The 15,747-nt window shown below is 70.8% G+C and carries 12 protein-coding genes; 7 read left to right on the forward strand and 5 right to left on the reverse strand.

Going from position 1 to position 15,747, the window contains the following annotated elements:
- Positions 1 to 132: 132 nt before the first annotated feature.
- From ACIBHX_RS01025 to sthA, 3 genes are all read left to right on the forward strand, one after another.
- Positions 133 to 876: an SDR family NAD(P)-dependent oxidoreductase gene (locus tag ACIBHX_RS01025; RefSeq protein WP_397062970.1), complete on the forward strand. Its 744-nt coding sequence runs from the start codon at positions 133 to 135 to the stop codon at positions 874 to 876.
- A gap of 90 nt (positions 877 to 966) precedes the next feature.
- The gene (locus ACIBHX_RS01030) at positions 967 to 1,212 is read left to right on the forward strand and encodes a hypothetical protein (RefSeq protein ID WP_397064990.1); all 246 of its coding nucleotides are present in this window, start codon (positions 967 to 969) and stop codon (positions 1,210 to 1,212) included.
- 9 nt (positions 1,213 to 1,221) lie between these two features.
- Entirely contained in the window at positions 1,222 to 2,625 is a 1,404-nt protein-coding gene (gene sthA / locus ACIBHX_RS01035; protein ID WP_397062972.1) for a Si-specific NAD(P)(+) transhydrogenase, read from the forward strand.
- Here sthA and ACIBHX_RS01040 read toward each other — a convergent pair whose 3' ends face one another.
- Genes ACIBHX_RS01040 through ACIBHX_RS01050 form a run of 3 tightly spaced genes read right to left on the reverse strand, consistent with a single transcriptional unit; the run spans position 2,626 to position 6,934 of the window.
- Positions 2,626 to 4,578 (reverse strand): ABC transporter ATP-binding protein, encoded by a 1,953-nt coding sequence (locus ACIBHX_RS01040; protein WP_397062974.1) that lies wholly within the window; start codon positions 4,576 to 4,578, stop codon positions 2,626 to 2,628.
- Positions 4,575 to 6,311, reverse strand: a complete 1,737-nt coding sequence (locus ACIBHX_RS01045; protein ID WP_397062976.1) for an ABC transporter ATP-binding protein — start codon at positions 6,309 to 6,311, stop codon at positions 4,575 to 4,577. The genes ACIBHX_RS01040 and ACIBHX_RS01045 overlap by 4 nt, the downstream gene beginning before the upstream one ends.
- Positions 6,311 to 6,934 carry a TetR/AcrR family transcriptional regulator gene (locus ACIBHX_RS01050; RefSeq protein WP_397062978.1) on the reverse strand — a complete coding sequence of 208 codons (624 nt, stop codon included), beginning with the start codon at positions 6,932 to 6,934 and terminating at the stop codon, positions 6,311 to 6,313. Before ACIBHX_RS01050 ends, ACIBHX_RS01045 begins: the two co-directional genes overlap by 1 nt.
- A gap of 74 nt (positions 6,935 to 7,008) precedes the next feature.
- Between ACIBHX_RS01050 and ACIBHX_RS01055 the strand changes: the two genes are divergently transcribed.
- Positions 7,009 to 7,911: a DMT family transporter gene (locus ACIBHX_RS01055; RefSeq protein WP_397062980.1), complete on the forward strand. Its 903-nt coding sequence runs from the start codon at positions 7,009 to 7,011 to the stop codon at positions 7,909 to 7,911.
- Positions 7,912 to 8,049: 138 nt separating this feature from the next.
- Here the strand turns inward: ACIBHX_RS01055 and ACIBHX_RS01060 are convergent, their stop codons facing one another.
- Both ACIBHX_RS01060 and ACIBHX_RS01065 read right to left on the reverse strand, forming a co-directional pair.
- Entirely contained in the window at positions 8,050 to 8,796 is a 747-nt protein-coding gene (locus tag ACIBHX_RS01060) for a DoxX family membrane protein (RefSeq protein WP_397062982.1), read from the reverse strand.
- A 98-nt stretch (positions 8,797 to 8,894) separates the two neighbouring features.
- The gene (locus tag ACIBHX_RS01065; protein WP_397062983.1) at positions 8,895 to 10,424 is read right to left on the reverse strand and encodes an MFS transporter; all 1,530 of its coding nucleotides are present in this window, start codon (positions 10,422 to 10,424) and stop codon (positions 8,895 to 8,897) included.
- A gap of 174 nt (positions 10,425 to 10,598) precedes the next feature.
- Between ACIBHX_RS01065 and ACIBHX_RS01070 the strand changes: the two genes are divergently transcribed.
- From ACIBHX_RS01070 to ACIBHX_RS01080, 3 genes are all read left to right on the forward strand, one after another.
- Positions 10,599 to 12,368 carry a tetratricopeptide repeat protein gene (locus ACIBHX_RS01070; protein ID WP_397062984.1) on the forward strand — a complete coding sequence of 590 codons (1,770 nt, stop codon included), beginning with the start codon at positions 10,599 to 10,601 and terminating at the stop codon, positions 12,366 to 12,368.
- 15 nt (positions 12,369 to 12,383) lie between these two features.
- Positions 12,384 to 13,277 (forward strand): haloalkane dehalogenase, encoded by an 894-nt coding sequence (locus ACIBHX_RS01075; protein ID WP_397062986.1) that lies wholly within the window; start codon positions 12,384 to 12,386, stop codon positions 13,275 to 13,277.
- A gap of 133 nt (positions 13,278 to 13,410) precedes the next feature.
- On the forward strand, positions 13,411 to 15,678 hold the full coding sequence (locus tag ACIBHX_RS01080; protein ID WP_397062988.1) for an AAA family ATPase: 2,268 nt from the start codon (positions 13,411 to 13,413) through the stop codon (positions 15,676 to 15,678).
- The last annotated feature ends 69 nt before the right edge of the window (positions 15,679 to 15,747 follow it).

Below are 15,747 nucleotides of genomic sequence, written 5' to 3' on the forward strand. Positions count from 1 at the left end.
CCTTCGGCAGATGACAGGCGTTCAACGATCTTTACTGGGACATGACCGGATGCGCAAGGGAATGCTGGGATTTGTGTGGCATGGGGCGCTCGGGTTCATGATCGTCTATGGGGCGCGCCTAAGGTGAATGCCATGAGATTTCGTGATCGAGTGGTATTGGTGACCGGCGGTGGCTCCGGGATCGGGCGGGCGACGGCGCAGGCCTTCGGCAAGGAGGGCGCCACGGTGGTGGTGGCGGGCCGTACCGAGCAGTCTCTGGCCGAGACCGTCGAGCTGGTCGGCGGCGGAGCGAGCCTGGTGGTGGCGGACGTGACCGACGAGGCGGATGCCACGCGGATGGTGCGGACGGTCGTCGAGCGGCACGGCAGGCTGGACATCGCGTTCAACAACGCGGGCATCGGCGCGCCCGGCAGACTGGCCGACCTGGACAAGGAGACCTGGGACCGGGTGCTCGCGGTCAACTTGACGGGTGTGTGGCTGTCGATGAAGTACGAGATCGCCCAGATGCGGGAGCAGGGCGGCGGGGTGATCGTCAACGCCGCCTCCACACTCGGCGCGCACCGCAGGGCGCCGGGCATGGGCGCCTACATCGCCTCCAAGGCGGCCGTGAGCGCGCTGACCAGGACGGCGGCACTGGAGTACATCGGCGACGGGATCAGGATCAACGCCGTGAGCCCCGGCCCGTCCGACACCCCGATGTCCAAGCGGCCCGGCGAGAGCGAGGCCGACAGGGCCGAGCGGCTCAGGACCGCCAACCCGAGCGGCCGCGTCGCCACGCTGGACGAGATCGCGGGCGCCGTGCTCTACCTGGCCTCGCCCGAGGCGGGCTACGCGGTCGGCACTGACCTGGTCGTGGACGGCGGCAGCGCGGCCTGAATATGCGCGGCCGGAAAATGGCGGTCCGTTGAGGAAACGTGGACCTCGATGCGGGTATCTCCCCGGCGGACCGACATTGAGGGGATGACCATGGCCGTCTGCGAGACGTGTGGCAACGACTACGACATGGCGTTCGAGGTGCACGCGCAGGGCGCGGTGCACACCTTCGACTCCTTCCAGTGCGCCATCCAGGCGATGGCGCCCATCTGTGAGCACTGCGGCGCCAGGGTGATCGGCCACGGCGTCCAGGTGGAACAGCGCTGGTACTGCTGCGCCCACTGCGCCCGTCAGGAGGGCGCGCGGCAGATCGTCGACCGGGAACCGATACTCGCCTAATGTGAGGTTGTGTCCGACTTTGACGTGCTCGTCGTAGGCTCCGGGCCCGGCGGGCAGAAGGCGGCCATCGCCGCGGCCAAGCTCGAGAAGCGGGTCGCGATCGTCGAGCGCCGCAACATGATCGGCGGGGTGTGCATCAACACCGGCACCATCCCGTCCAAGACGCTGCGCGAGGCCGTGCTCTATCTGACCGGCCTCAACCAGCGCGAGATGTACGGCCAGAGCTACCGCGTCAAGGACGAGGTCACCGTGGCCGATCTGGGCATCCGTACCCAGCACGTGATCGGGCGCGAGGTCGACGTGATCCGCAGCCAGCTCTCGCGCAACCACGTGGCCGTGCTGACGGGGTCGGCCAGGTTCGTCGACCCGCACACCGTGGACGTCATCGACGAGCTGGGCAGGGACGTCAAGGTCAGCGCCGAGAAGATCATCATCGCCACCGGGACCCGTCCCGCCCGGCCCGCGTCCGTGGAGTTCGACGGTGAGACGATCATCGACTCCGACGGGATCCTGAGCCTGCCCGTCGTACCCGACTCGCTGGTCGTCGTGGGCGCCGGGGTGATCGGGATCGAGTACGCCTCCATGTTCGCCGCGCTCGGCACCAAGGTCACCGTGGTCGAGCGGCGCGAGCGCATGCTCGAATTCGCCGACCTGGAGGTCGTCGAGGCGCTGAAGTACCACCTGCGGGACCTGGCCGTCACCTTCCGCTTCGGCGAGACCGTGGCCGCCGTCGAGCGCCGCCCGCGCGGCGCGATCACGCTGCTGGAGAGCGGCAAGAAGATCCCCGCCGAATGCGTCATGTACTCGGCGGGCCGCCACGGCATGACCGGCGAGCTGGCCCTGGAGGCGGCCGGGCTCACCGCCGACGACCGCGGCCGCATCGCGGTCGACGCCGACTACCGCACCGAGGTGCCGCACATCTACGCGGTCGGCGACGTGATCGGCTTCCCCTCGCTCGCGGCCACCTCGATGGAGCAGGGCCGCATCGCCGCCCACCACGCCTGCGGCGAGCCGCTGCACCAGATACACCCGCTGCAGCCGATCGGCATCTACACCATCCCGGAGATCTCCTTCATCGGCCGCACCGAGGACGAGCTGACCAAGGCGCAGGTGCCCTTCGAGGTGGGCATCTCCCGCTACAGGGAGCTGGCCCGCGGGCAGATCATCGGCGACACGTACGGCATGCTCAAGCTGCTCGTCTCGCCCGAGGACCGCTCCCTGCTCGGCGTGCACGTCTTCGGCACCGGCGCAACCGAGCTGCTGCACATCGGCCAGGCGGTGATGGGCTGCGGCGGCACCATCGACTACCTGGTCGACGCGGTGTTCAACTATCCGACGCTGGCCGAGTCGTACAAGGTGGCCGCGCTGGACGCGATGAACAAGCTGCGCCGGGTGGCGAAGTTCGAGCTCTAGTCAGTCCACCTCCGCGACGGCCTGCGCGAACTGGGCCGAGTACAGCCGGGCGTAGGCCCCGTCCTCGGCGAGCAGCGACTCGTGCGTGCCCTGCTCGACGATCTGCCCGTTCTCCATGACCAGGATCAGGCTGGCGTCACGGATCGTCGACAGCCGGTGGGCGATCACGAAGCTGGTGCGCCCCTCACGCAGCGAGTTCATCGCCCGCTGGATGAGCACCTCGGTCCGGGTGTCGACCGAGCTGGTCGCCTCGTCCAGGATCAGGATCGCCGGCTCCGACAGGAACGCGCGGGCGATCGTGATCAGCTGCTTCTCGCCCGCGCTGACCGTGGCGCCCTCCTCGTCGATCACCGTGTCGTAGCCGTCGGGCAGCGTGTGCGCGATGCGGTCCACGTGCGCGGCCTCCGCGGCGGCCTCGATCCGCTCGCGCGTGGCGCCCTCCGCGCCGTAGCCGATGTTCTCCGCCATCGTGCCGCCGAACAGCCAGGTGTCCTGCAGCACCATGCCGAGGTTGGCGCGCAGCTCCTCCCTGGACATTTCGGCGATGTCGACGCCGTCGAGCGTGATACGGCCACCGGTCACCTCGTAGAAACGCATGATGAGGTTGACCAGGGTCGTCTTGCCCGCTCCCGTGGGGCCGACGATCGCCACGGTCTGCCCGGGCTCCACGGTCAGCGACAGGTTCTCGATCAGCGGCCTGTCGGGCGTGTAGCGGAAGGACACGTTCTCGAACGCCACCCGGCCCCTGAGCTCGGCCGGCCGCGCGGGCTTGGCCGGCTCGGGCGACTGCTCCTCGGCCTCGAGCAGCTCGAAGACCCGCTCGGCCGAGGCGACGCCCGACTGCACCAGGTTCGCCATGCCGGCCACCTGGGTCAGCGGCTGGCTGAACTGCCGGGAATACTGGATGAAGGCCTGCACGTCGCCCAGCGAGATCGCGCCCGAGGCCACCTTGAGCCCGCCCACCACGGCGACCAGCACGTAGTTGAGGTTGCCGATGAACATCATCGCCGGCTGGATCATCCCGGAGATGAACTGCGCGCGGAAGCTGGAGGCGAACAGGGCCTGGTTGTGCTTGTCGAAGGTCTCGGCGGCCTCCTTCTGCCTGCCGAACACCTTGACCAGCGTGTGCCCGCCGTACATCTCCTCGATGTGGCCGTTGAGCTTGCCGGTCGACGACCACTGCTTGATGAACTGCGGCTGCGACCGCTTGCCGACGGCCGCGGTGATGTAGATCGACAGCGGCACCGTGATCAGCGCGATGAGCGCCAGGATCGGCGAGATCCAGAACATCACCACCAGCACCGCCACGACCGTCAGCGCGGACGAGATGAGCTGGCTCATCGTCTGCTGCAGCGTCTGCGCGATGTTGTCGGTGTCGTTGGTGGCGCGGCTGAGGATCTCGCCGCGCGGCTGGCTGTCGAAGTAGCTCAGCGGCAGCCGCGCCAGCTTGGCCTCGATCCGCTCGCGCAGCCGGAACGCCGCCCGCTGCACGACGACCGTGGTCAGCCGGAACTGCGCGATCCCGAGCAGCGCCGCCACCAGGTAGATCGCCAGCACCCAGGCAAGCACCTGGGCCAGCAGGGTGAAGTCGATGCCGTGGCCGGGCACCACGTCGATCGACGACACCAGGTCGGCGAACGTACCCTGGCCCCTGGCACGCAGCCCGGCCACGGCCTGTTCCTTGGTGATCCCGGCGGGCAGCTGGGCCCCGATGATGCCGGAGAAGATCAGGTCAGTGGCGTGGCCGAGGATCTTGGGGCCCGTCACGGTCAGCGCGACGCTGGCCGTACCGAGGGCCAGGACGACGGCCAGCAGCGCGCGCTCGGGACGCAGCAGCCGCAGCAGGCGGCGGAGCGACCCGCCGAAGTCGAGGGCCTTCTCTGCGGGCCCGGACATCATCCTGGCCGGGCCGAAGCCGGGCTGAGGCCGGCGCGGGGGCGCTTGTGTCGTCATGCCGCCGCCTCCTGTTCGGTGAGCTGGGACAGCACGATCTCCCGATACGTCGGGCAGGTGCTCATGAGTTCGGCGTGGGTGCCGGTGCCGACCACGCGGCCGTCGTCGAGCACGAGGATGCGGTCGGCGTCGCGGATCGTGTTCACCCGCTGGGCCACGATGACGATCGTGGCGTCGGTGATCTCCTCGGCCAGCGCCGCGCGCAGCCTGGCGTCCGTGGCGTAGTCGAGGGCGGAGAAGGAGTCGTCGAACAGGTAGATCTCCGGCCGGTGCACCAGGGTCCTGGCGATGGCCAGGCGCTGGCGCTGGCCGCCGGACACGTTCGTGCCGCCCTGGGAGATCGGCTCGTCCAGGCCGCCGGGCATCGCCTCGACGAACTCGCGCGCCTGGGCCACCTCCAGGGCCTGCCACAGCTCCTCGTCGGTCGCGTCCGGCCTGCCGTACCTCAGGTTGGAGGCGACGGTGCCGGAGAAGAGGTAGGGCGACTGCGGGACCAGGCTCACCGCCCTGGAGAGCGCGACCGGGTCGAGGTCGCGCACGTCGACGCCGTCCACCAGCACCTCGCCGGCGGTCGCGTCGAACAGCCGGGGGATCAGGTTGAGCAGCGTCGTCTTGCCGCTGCCCGTGCTGCCGATGATCGCGGTGGTACGGCCGGGCAGCGCGGTGAGGCTCACGTCGCACAGCACCGGCTCCTCGGCGCCCGGGTAGCGGAAGTCCACGGACCGTAGTTCCAGCTCGCCGAGATGCCGTTCCTTGGTGACGGGCTCGGCCGGTGGGTGGACGGTCGGCTCGGTGTCGAGGACCTCGTCGATGCGCTCGGCGCAGACCTCGGCCCGGGGGATCATCATGAACATGAACATCGCCATCATCACCGACATGAGGATCTGCATCAGGTAGGAGATGACCGCGGTCAGCGCGCCCACCTGCATGGTCCCGTCGGCGATGCGGTGGCCGCCGAACCACACCACGGCGACGCTGGAGACGTTCACCACCAGCATGACCGTGGGGAACATCAGCGCCATCAGCCGCCCGACCCGCAGCGACACGTCGGTCAGCTGGTCGTTGGCCACGCCGAAGCGCTCGCCTTCGTGCCTGTCGCGGACGAAGGCCCTGATGACCCGCATGCCGGTGATCTGCTCGCGCAGCACCTGGTTGATCCGGTCGATGCGCTCCTGCATGGTGCGGAACAGCGGGCGCATCAGCGTCACGATCACGCCCACGATGACGATCATCACGGGCAGCACGATCAGCAGCAGCGACGACAGCGCCGCGTCCTGGCGCAGCGCCAGCACGATGCCGCCGACGCACATGATCGGCGCGGCCACCATCATCGTGAACGTCATCAGCACGAGCAGCTGGATCTGCTGCACGTCATTGGTGGTCCGGGTGATCAGGGACGGCGCCCCGAACCTGTTGACCTCCTGGGCGGAGAAGCCCTGCACCCGGTGGAAGATCGCGGCACGCAGGTCCCTGCCCAGGGCCATCGAGGTCCTGGCGCCGTAGTACACGGCCACGATCGAGCAGATGATCTGGACGAGCGTCACACCGAGCATCACCAGCCCGATGCGCATGATGTACCCGGTGTCGCCTGGGATGACGCCGTTGTCGATGATGTCGGCGTTGAGCGTGGGGAGATAGAGCGTGGCCAGCGTCTGCACGAACTGGAAGAGGACCACGAGCGTGATCTCTTTCCCGTACGGCTTGAGCTGGCCCCGCAAGAGACGGAGCAGCATCAAGATGCGCTTTCTGTCGAAGGGGTGGGGGAGGGCCGCACGAGCAGCCCGTCGAGCAGAACGGAGACGATCTCCGCGTCGTCCATGTCTCCGATCTCGCCGCCCTGGCCGAAGCCGCGGTGAACACTCACCGCGATCAGCATGAGCAGCAGGTGCGCCGTGGCCTCGGGGGAGCGGCGCAGGCGGTCGCGGTCGGGCTCCATCAGAGCGGCGAGCGCGGCCGATATCCGGTGGCGGCCTTCCATCATCCGCTCGTGGAACTCGGCGTCGTCGGCCATCAGTTCCCTGGGCGCGGTGATGAGGTTGGCGTTGGCGCGCATCCCGGACCGCAGCACCTCGGTCGCGGTCTGCAGCCGTTTACGCAGGTCGGCCTTGGCACCGATGGCCGCAAGCGCGTCCACCGCCGGCTGCGGGTCGAACGCGCTCATCAATGCGGCCCGCAGCAGCGAGGCCTTGTCGGGGAAGACGCCGAAGATCGTGCCCTCGGCCACGCCCGCGGCCTCGGCGATCTGGCGGGTGCTCACCGCGGTGCCGTGCTCGCGCACCAGGGGGAGCGTGGCGGCGATGAGCGCGGCACGGCGGTCTTCTGGGGCCATGGCCGGCACCCTTCGCCTTCTCGTCATGCCTACAAGTGTAATGAGCGAGTACTCACTCGTTCAAATGGTTATTTGTCGGTCCTGACCGCTACGCTCCATCCGTGCTCAAACCTTGGTTGCCCGGTTTCCTGCTGCTCGCTGCCATCTGGGGCAACAGCTTCTTCTTCATCAAGGTCGCCGTGGAGGCCCTGCAGCCGCTGCAGGTCTCCTTCGGCCGGATGGCCATCGGTGCGCTGGTGCTGCTGCTGGCCGTCCTGCTCGGCGGCAGGCGGCTGCCGAGCGACCCGCGCCTGTGGGGACACTTCCAGATCGCCTCGATCGTGCTCACCACGCTGCCCTTCACCCTCTTCGCGTACGGCGAGCAGTACGTGTCCTCCGTGGTCGCCTCCATCTGGAACGCCACCACCCCGCTCTGCACCCTCGCCTTCACCCTGATGCTGCGCACCGAGAAGCCGACCCCCGGCCGGGTCGCGGGCCTCGGCCTCGGCTTCGCCGGCGTCATGGTCGTGCTCGGGGTGTGGCAGCCGATGGCCGGCGGGCAGCTCGGTGGCAGCCTGGCCTGTTTCGGCGCCGCCGCCTGTTACGGGCTGGGCGGGGCCTACATGGGCCGCTTCATCACCGGGCGCCGCCCCGAGCCGCCGGTCGTCCTGGCCGCCGGGCAACTGCTCAGCGGCACGGTCCAGCTCGCCGTCATCACGCTCCTCGCCGGGGTACCCCTGGTGGACCTGCACGCGCCCGCGCCGGTCTGGTGGAGCCTGCTCGGCCTCGGCGGGCTCGGCACCGGGGTGGCGTACCTGCTGCTCTACTGGGTCCAGGTCCGCGCCGGCGTCACCACGACCTCCATGGTCACCTACCTCCTCCCGGTCTTCGCGGTGATCTCGGGCGTGGCCATCCTGGGCGAGCACATCACCTGGAACCAGCCGGCCGGCGCCCTGGTCATCCTCGCCGCCATCGCCCTTACCCAACGCACGACCCGCCACCCCGTCCCCGCCCAACGCACCTGACTCCACCCGTGCGGTGAGGCGCCTCCCCGCGCCGGCCGCGCCGCGGTCTTCCGGCCACGTGCGGCAAGCGTCCGCTCGCAGGGGTGGCGCGTATGGCGAGTCCCGGGGAGCGGGTGCTGCGGGCCGGTCCTGGGGGCGTCAGTCGGTGGGGGACTGGCGGCGGCCGCGGGGGGAGGGTTTCTTGCGGCCTGCTACCAGCGTGTCCCCGGGGGTGGGAGCCGTAGGCTCGTCGGGGTCGGGGCGGCGCGAGGGGCGTGGGTGGGGCGCCGTGTCCTCGAGGTTCGACTCGTCCTTGGCCTTTCCTGCCCGCGGCCTGTCCGAAGCCGGTTCCGCGCCTGGAGCGTCCGCTCTGGCCCTGCTCGTCCCGCCCTTGGGCCTGTCCGAGCCCGGCTTGTCGGACCCTGCGGCATCCGGGGTCGCGTCGGGGTCGCGCAGGGAGGCGATCACCCGATCCGCCTCCGTGTCGGCTGCGAACTCGCTGGCCGCCTCCGACTCCCTGCGCCTGATCACTACCATGTGGTCGACCGACACCCGCCCCGCCCCGACCACCGCGAGCAGCAGTGACGCGGCGCCGAGCAGGATGAGCTCGTTCAGGCTGATCGGGTTGAGCGGACGTGCCACCACGAAGACGGCCAGCGCCTCGGTGAACAGGATCAGCCCCACGGCGGTGACCGCCAGCCCCGCGATCAGCAGCGCCCCGCCGATCAGCTCGGCCAGCATGGTCACGGTCGCCCACGCGCCCGGCACGGGGGCGCCCTGGTTGGCGAAGTCCACCCCCGTGGCGGTGAGACCCCGCTCGAGCTTGGTCCACCCGTTGGCGAAGAAGATGCCGCCCACGCCGACGCGGGCGACTAAGGAAGCAAGATCACGGAGGGCCTGTCTCACGGTAGTTGTCTGCCCTAATCGGGACATCACACACCTCGATCACTCTCGACCAGCATGTACACCCAGGGGGTGGGCGTACTCGGGATCGGCGGGGATGGTCAGTCGCGGCGCAGGAGCATGGCGACCGCCAGTGCTGTGAGGCTGAGGAGGATGACGCTGACGACGACGGTCGTGTGGAGGGCGTTGACGAAGGCCCAGCGGGCAGCGTCCAGGAGGCGGATGCCGGCGCTGCCCCCGACCTCGTCCGCCACGTGGGCGGCGCCCGCGAGCGACTGGCGAGCCTTGTCCATGCTGCCCGGCGACACTCCGGGGACCTCGCGCAGGGCGGGGGCGTAGACGATGGTGGTGATCGTGCCGAGGACCGCCACGCCGAGCCCGGCGCCGAGCTCGTAGGCCGTCTCCTCGATGGCAGCCGCGCCTCCCGCCTGGGACTCGGGCGCCGCGGACATGATGGTGTCGGAGGCCGCCAGCAGCGCCACCTGCACCCCGAACCCGATGCCCACGAAGCAGATCGCCAGCATCACGGAGTGGCCCTCGACGCCCCAGGTCAGGGTGGGTGTAAGGGAGAGCGCGACGAGCCCGAGCCCGCCGCTCATCGTGGCCCGCATCCCGATCCGCGGCAGGATGTGCGCCGCCGCGAGCCCGCCCGTGATCGCCGACAGCACCAGCGGCAGCATGCGGACCGCCGCCCGCACCGGGCTGTCGCCCAGCACCAGCTGCAGGTACTGCGCCAGCATCAGCTGCAGCCCCACCAGCGAGAAGACCCCGAGCAGCACCCCGGCCACCCCGGTGGTGAACGAGCGCCGCCGGAACAGCCCGACCTGCAGCAGCGGGTACGGCAGGCGCGTCTGCCGTACCACGAACCAGGCCAGCAGTCCCGCACCGCCGAGGAAGACGGCGATGGAGGCCCAGAAGGGCATCAGCGAACCCGCGCCCGCCTCCTTCAGCCCGAAGGCCAGCGCCAGGATCCCGAACACGGAAAGTGCCGCGCTGAGCCCGTCCCACGGCAGGTCGGCGCGCCGGGGCGACTCGGGCAGCAGCCGCGCGGCCGCGGGCAGCAGCACGATGAGGATCGGCACGTTGATCAGGAAGACGGCGCCCCACCAGATCTCGACGAGCACGCCGCCGATGAGCGGCCCCACCGCGGCGCCCGCGGCGGCGACGGCGCTCCACACGCCGAGCGCGATGGCCCGCTCGCGCCGGTCGGTGAACACCTGGCGGATCAGCGAAAGCGTGGCCGGCATGATCATCGCGCCGCCCACGCCGAGCAGCGCCCGGGCCAGGATCAGCATCAGAGCGCTCGGCGCGAAGGCGGCGGCGAGCGAGGCCAGGCCGAACAGCACGAACCCGGCCAGCACCAGTCGTTTGCGCCCGTAGCGGTCGCCCAGGGTGCCGAACATGATCAGCAGGGGCGCGACGACCAGCGAGTAGCTGTCGATGATCCACAACAGCTGGACCGAGGAGGGCTCAAGCGCCGCCGTCAGGGCGGGGACCGCGATGTGCAGGACAGTGGCGTCGACCGTGATCAGCAGCAGGCTCAGGCAGAGCAACACGAGGATGGACCAGCGCTTGTCCCGCTGGTTCCGTTCGGCACGCTGTTTGAGGGGCGCGGCCTGTGTGACGGTCATGGACCTCCTAGTGCCCCGATCCGCTCACCCTGGTCCGCTGCAGCATGCGTGGCAGCTTAGGCCATGTCACTCCGTCGGGACAGCGGTATCGATTGATCCAGGCCCACCCCACACCTCTCTAGAGAGATACAGCCATATGTCGGGATCTATCTATCTCCGGATGGCCAGCCGATCATGGGCTACGTGGGGACCGATGAAACAGGCGAAAAGAACGACGACCCAGACCGATCCCCCCGTGAATGGTGCACACTCGGCGCGGCAGAGCTCGACCAGGGGCATCCCGACGCCGCCCTGGCCGCCGCCCAGCGCGCCGCCGACCTCGATCCCGCGAGCGAGTGGGCCCACCGCCTGATCAGCCTTGCCCTGGAGCGCCTGGGCCGCGACCAGGACGCCATCGCCCCCGCCGAGCAGGCCGTCCGGCTGGCGCTCGGCTCCTGGCCCGCCCGCCTGCGCCTGGCCGCCGTCCTGCGCCGCGTGCCTGGCCGCTGGGACGAGGCCGTACGGCAAGCCGAACTCGCCCACCGCTTCGCCCCAGAACGCCCCGAACCCCAGGTGCTCCTCGGTGACCTGGCCCTGCTGCGCGGCGAGCACGCCAAGGCCGGGCGCGCCTACCTCAAGGCGCTCAAGGCGGACCCGGTCCACCCGCAGGCCCGCGTCAACCTGGGGCTCACACTGCTGCGCTGGGACCGCCCGCGCGCGCACCACGACCCCGCCTGGCCGATCGACCCGCGCGCCAGCGGCCGTGCCCGCCGCGCGCTCGAGGTGTGGTCGCGCCAGGCCCGCCTGATCGTGGCGGTGGCCACGATCGCCATCGCGGTGGCCGCGCTCGGGTTCGACAGGGGCGGCCAGGGCAAGCTGTTCGGCTTCGCCGTACTCGTCCTGCTGGTGGTGATCACGGTCAGGCAGGCGCGCAGGGTCGCGATCTGGGCCTACGTGCCGGCGATGCTGGCGCGCGATCCGTGGCTGGGCACGGCGGTGGTGTCGGCGACCGTTTCCGTGCCGGCGTTCGCGCTGTGGCTGGGGCTGGCGGCGGTGCCCGAGGTGCCGACCGCGCTCGACCCCGTCTGGACCGGTTCGGCAGGGATCGTGGTCCTCGGCTGGCCGGTACTGGCGGGGCTGCGCGCGCTGGCCGACACCTGGCGAGGCCGCCCGATGAAGGCGCTGGCCGAGTTCGCGCGGGCGCGGGGCGAGCGGATCGCGCGAAGAGATACCGGCGTCACGCTGTGGATCGTGACAAGTCGGGCATGGACCGTCCTGGTGCCGCTGGTGGCCGGCGCGCTGGCCGTCGACCCGCGTGCCGCGGTGGCCGCGCTGGCCGTGCCGTACCCGCTCATCGGGGCCTACCGGCGCGCGCGGTACGGCGAGGACAGGTGGCTGCTCGCGGCGATCGCGCTGATCGCGCTGGCCGCCGTGGCCGGCGCCGCGGGCGGCGTGCTCTGCCTGGTCGAGGGGAAGGGCTGGGAGCAGGTCGAGGCGTGGGCCTGGCGGCTGGGACTGGCCGCGCTCGCCGCGGTCGTCGTGGTGTTCGTGCTGCGCGCCACGCGGGCCTGGTGGCGCGGCGCGCCGGGCCCCTGGCGCGCGTCGCTGATCATGGCCGACCGCCCGATGGGCGACGCCCCGTCGGTCGCGCTCAATCCCGAGGTACGGCAGGCCTTCGCCTACGCCAGGAGCGTCGTGCTCTCCTACGGCGACCCGCTGGGCCCGCGGGTGGTCGGCGCCGTGGCCTCGGTCAGCCAGGCGGGAGAGCTGCGCGTCATCGCCGAGGCGGAGGCCATCGAGGCGATCGACTCCGATCCGCGGGTGGCGGTGTTCGCCGCGGATCCGCTGCAGCGCAGGTTCTGGGTGGAGGTGCGCGGCATCGGCCTGGCCGACGACGACCTGCTGCGGGTGACACCCAAGCAGGTGCTGGTGGGGGAGTTCCCGGGGCGGCACCAGAGGCGTTAGCTAGAATCTTGTTCTATGCGAACTCTGCGGACACCCGACGAGCGCTTCGCCCACCTGCCCGACTTCCCCTACGAGCCCCGCGACGCCGAGGTCTCGGGCATCAGGATGGCCTACGTCGAGGCGGGACCCGCCGACGGCGACCCCATCGTGCTGCTGCACGGCGAGCCGAGCTGGTCCTTCCTGTACCGGCACGTCATGCGCGAGCTGGCCGCCGCCGGGCTGCGCGCGATCGCGGTCGACCTGGTCGGCTTCGGCCGCTCCGACAAGCCCGCCGAGGTGGCCGACCACAGCTATGCCAGGCACGTGGAGTGGACGGGCGAGCTGCTGCTCGGCGCGCTCGGCCTGGACCGCATCACCATGGTCGGCCAGGACTGGGGCGGACTGATCGGCCTGCGCATCGCCGCCGAGCACCCGGAGCGGATCGCCAGGATCGTGGCGGCCAACACCGGCCTGCCCACCGGTGACATCCCGATGCCCGAGGTGTGGCACCGCTTCAAGGACGCGGTGATCAAGGCGCCGACGCTGGACATCGCCAGGTTCGTCCAGTCGGGATGCGCCACGAAGCTGACGGACGAGGTCCGCGCCGCCTACGACGCGCCTTTCCCCGACGAGTCCTACAAAGCGGGCCCGCGCGCCATGCCCGGGCTCATGCCCGCCACGCCGGACAACCCCGCCTCGCCCGCCAACCGCGCCGCCTGGCAGGTCCTCACCACGCTCGACGTGCCGTTCCTCGTGGCCTTCTCTGACGGCGACCCGATCACCGGCGGGATGGCTCCGGTGCTGATGAAGTCGATGAAGGGCGCCCGCGGTCTGGCCCACCCGGTGATCAACGGCGCCGGCCACTTCCTGCAGGAGGACGCCGGCGCGGAACTCGGCCGGCACATCGCTGCTTTCGTCACCGCCACCTAGCGTGTCAGGTCCGCCCATTCGGGGGTCCCGTGCGGTATAACCGGGGGCGGACCGGGGAGGCGTGATGCGTGAGTCCGACAGGGCCCAGGCCGCGGGGAGGGCAGCGGCACGGGATCTGTTTGAACAGGTGCGAATGCGCTATTTCACGATCCCGCCCGCAGCGCGGCGGGTCATGTACGTGGGCGTCCTGATCCTGTCCGTGGGCCTGGCGGCCGCGCTGGGCTGGTCGCTGTTCAGCACGTTCCTCATCACGCTGGCCGCGCTGGCCTTCCTGGCGCTGACCCTGCGCTTCCCGCGAGCGGCCGCCACCTCGGTGGTCCTGCTCGGCTGGGGCACGCTGGGCTTCCTGACCTTCTACCGCCTCTTCCCCGCCGGGTCGATGGGCCCGACGCTGCTGCTGGCACTCGCGCTGCCGGTGGCCACGGCCGCCCACCTGATCCGCTGGGTGCCTCCGTGGCTGACCACGCTGATGGCGCTGGCGCCCGCCGGGGTGCTGGCCGCCGTCCTGTCCCGGATGGCCGAGTGGCCCGCCGTCTGGTCGGCCTACGCGGTGGCCTTCGCCGTGCTGGTCTACCGGTTCGTGGTGGCCCGCCGTGCCAGGGCCGAGCTGAGCGCGGAGGAACAGGTACGCGTGCGGGCGCGCGAGGGACGGCCCGAACAGCAGGCCGAGCGGCAGAGTGGGCCGCCGCAGATCTCCGTGGAGGAGGCGCTGGCCGAGCTGGAGAGCATGATCGGGCTCGCGCCGGTCAAGGAGCAGGTCCGCTCGATCGCCGCCTCCATCGAGGCGTCGCGGCTGCGGGCCGAGGCGGGATACGCCGCGGGCACGCCGACCAGGCACTTCGTGTTCGTGGGGCCGCCGGGCACCGGCAAGACCAGCGTGGCGCGCACGCTGGCCAAGATCTTCTACGCGTTCGGCCTGCTGGAGACGCCGTACGTGGTCGAGGCGCAGCGGGCCGACCTGGTCGGCGAGTTCCTCGGCGCCACCGCGATCAAGACCAACGAGCTGGTCGACAGGGCGCTGGGCGGGGTGCTGTTCATCGACGAGGCCTACAGCCTGGTCAACTCCTCCGACGGGCAGCCCGACAGGTTCGGCGCCGAGGCCGTGCAGACGCTGCTCAAGCGGGCCGAGGACGACAGGGAGCGGCTGATCATCATCCTGGCCGGCTACGAGCAGGAGATGACGGGCTTCCTGTCCTCCAACCCGGGGCTCGGCAGCCGCTTCGCCACCCGGGTGCGCTTCCCCAGCTACTCGCCGGGCGAGCTGGGCGAGATCACCGCGCTGCAGCAGTCGCGGCGCGGCGACAGGATGGCGCCCGAGACCGCGTCCGCGCTGCTCGGGCTCTTCGAGGACGTGCAGCGGCGCGGGCTGGTCGACGAGCTGGGCAACGCCAGGTTCGTACGGAGCCTGGTCGAGGCCGCCGCGCAGGCCCGCGACGTGCGGGTGGTCGGCGCGGGCGGCACCCCCACCACTGAGGACCTGGTCACCACCACGACCGCGGACATCACCAAGGCCTTCAACGAGCTGACCGCCCGCTTCCGCGGCTACCAGGCCACGCCGACGCTGGAGGAGGCGCTGGCCGACCTGGACAGGATGGCCGGACTCGAACCGGTCAAGCGGCAGGTGCGCGCGATCGCCGCCCAGCTGCAGGTGGCCAGGATGCGCCAGGAGCGCGGGCTGCCCACGCCGCCGCAGATGCGGCACTTCGTCTTCGTCGGCCCGCCCGGCACCGGCAAGACCACCGTCGCCCGCGTCGTCGGCCGCATCTTCGCCGCGCTCGGCCTGCTGGCCAGGCCCGACGTGGTCGAGGCGCAGCGGGCCGACCTGGTCGGCCAGCACCTGGGCGCCACCGCGATCAAGACCAACGAACTGGTCGACAGGGCGCTGGGCGGGGTGCTGTTCATCGACGAGGCCTACAGCCTGGTCAACCCCGGCTACGCCGGCGGCGACGCCTTCGGCGCCGAGGCCGTGCAGACGCTGCTCAAACGGGCCGAGGACGACCGCGACAGGCTCGTCGTCATGCTGGCCGGATACCAGCGCGAGATGGACACGTTCCTGGCCACCAACCCCGGCCTGGCCAGCCGGTTCAACCAGCGGGTCGCCTTCCCCAGCTACACGCCCGAGGAGCTGGCAGAGATCGCGGTGCTGCTGGCCGACAAGGCCGGCGACCGCTTCGACGAGGAGGCCATGGGCGACCTCGAGGAGGTCTTCGCCTGGGTCTGCGACCAGGGCCTGATCGACGGCCTGGGCAACGGGCGCTTCGCCAGGTCACTGTTCGAGCGCGCCGCCATGCGCCGCGACGTACGGCTGGCCGCGGTCGGCGGGTCGGCCAGTTCGGCCGAGCTGACCACCATCACCAGCGAGGACGTGCGCACGGCCGTCGACGAGATCTCGGGAAGGTAAGCAGACCTCTCCTTGACACTTCCCTGCGACCGAGCGGTCGCATGGTGTAGCACTATGGCTACAACCCGT

This window comes from Nonomuraea sp. NPDC050536, from assembly GCF_044457685.1.
In the GTDB taxonomy this organism is placed as follows: domain Bacteria; phylum Actinomycetota; class Actinomycetes; order Streptosporangiales; family Streptosporangiaceae; genus Nonomuraea.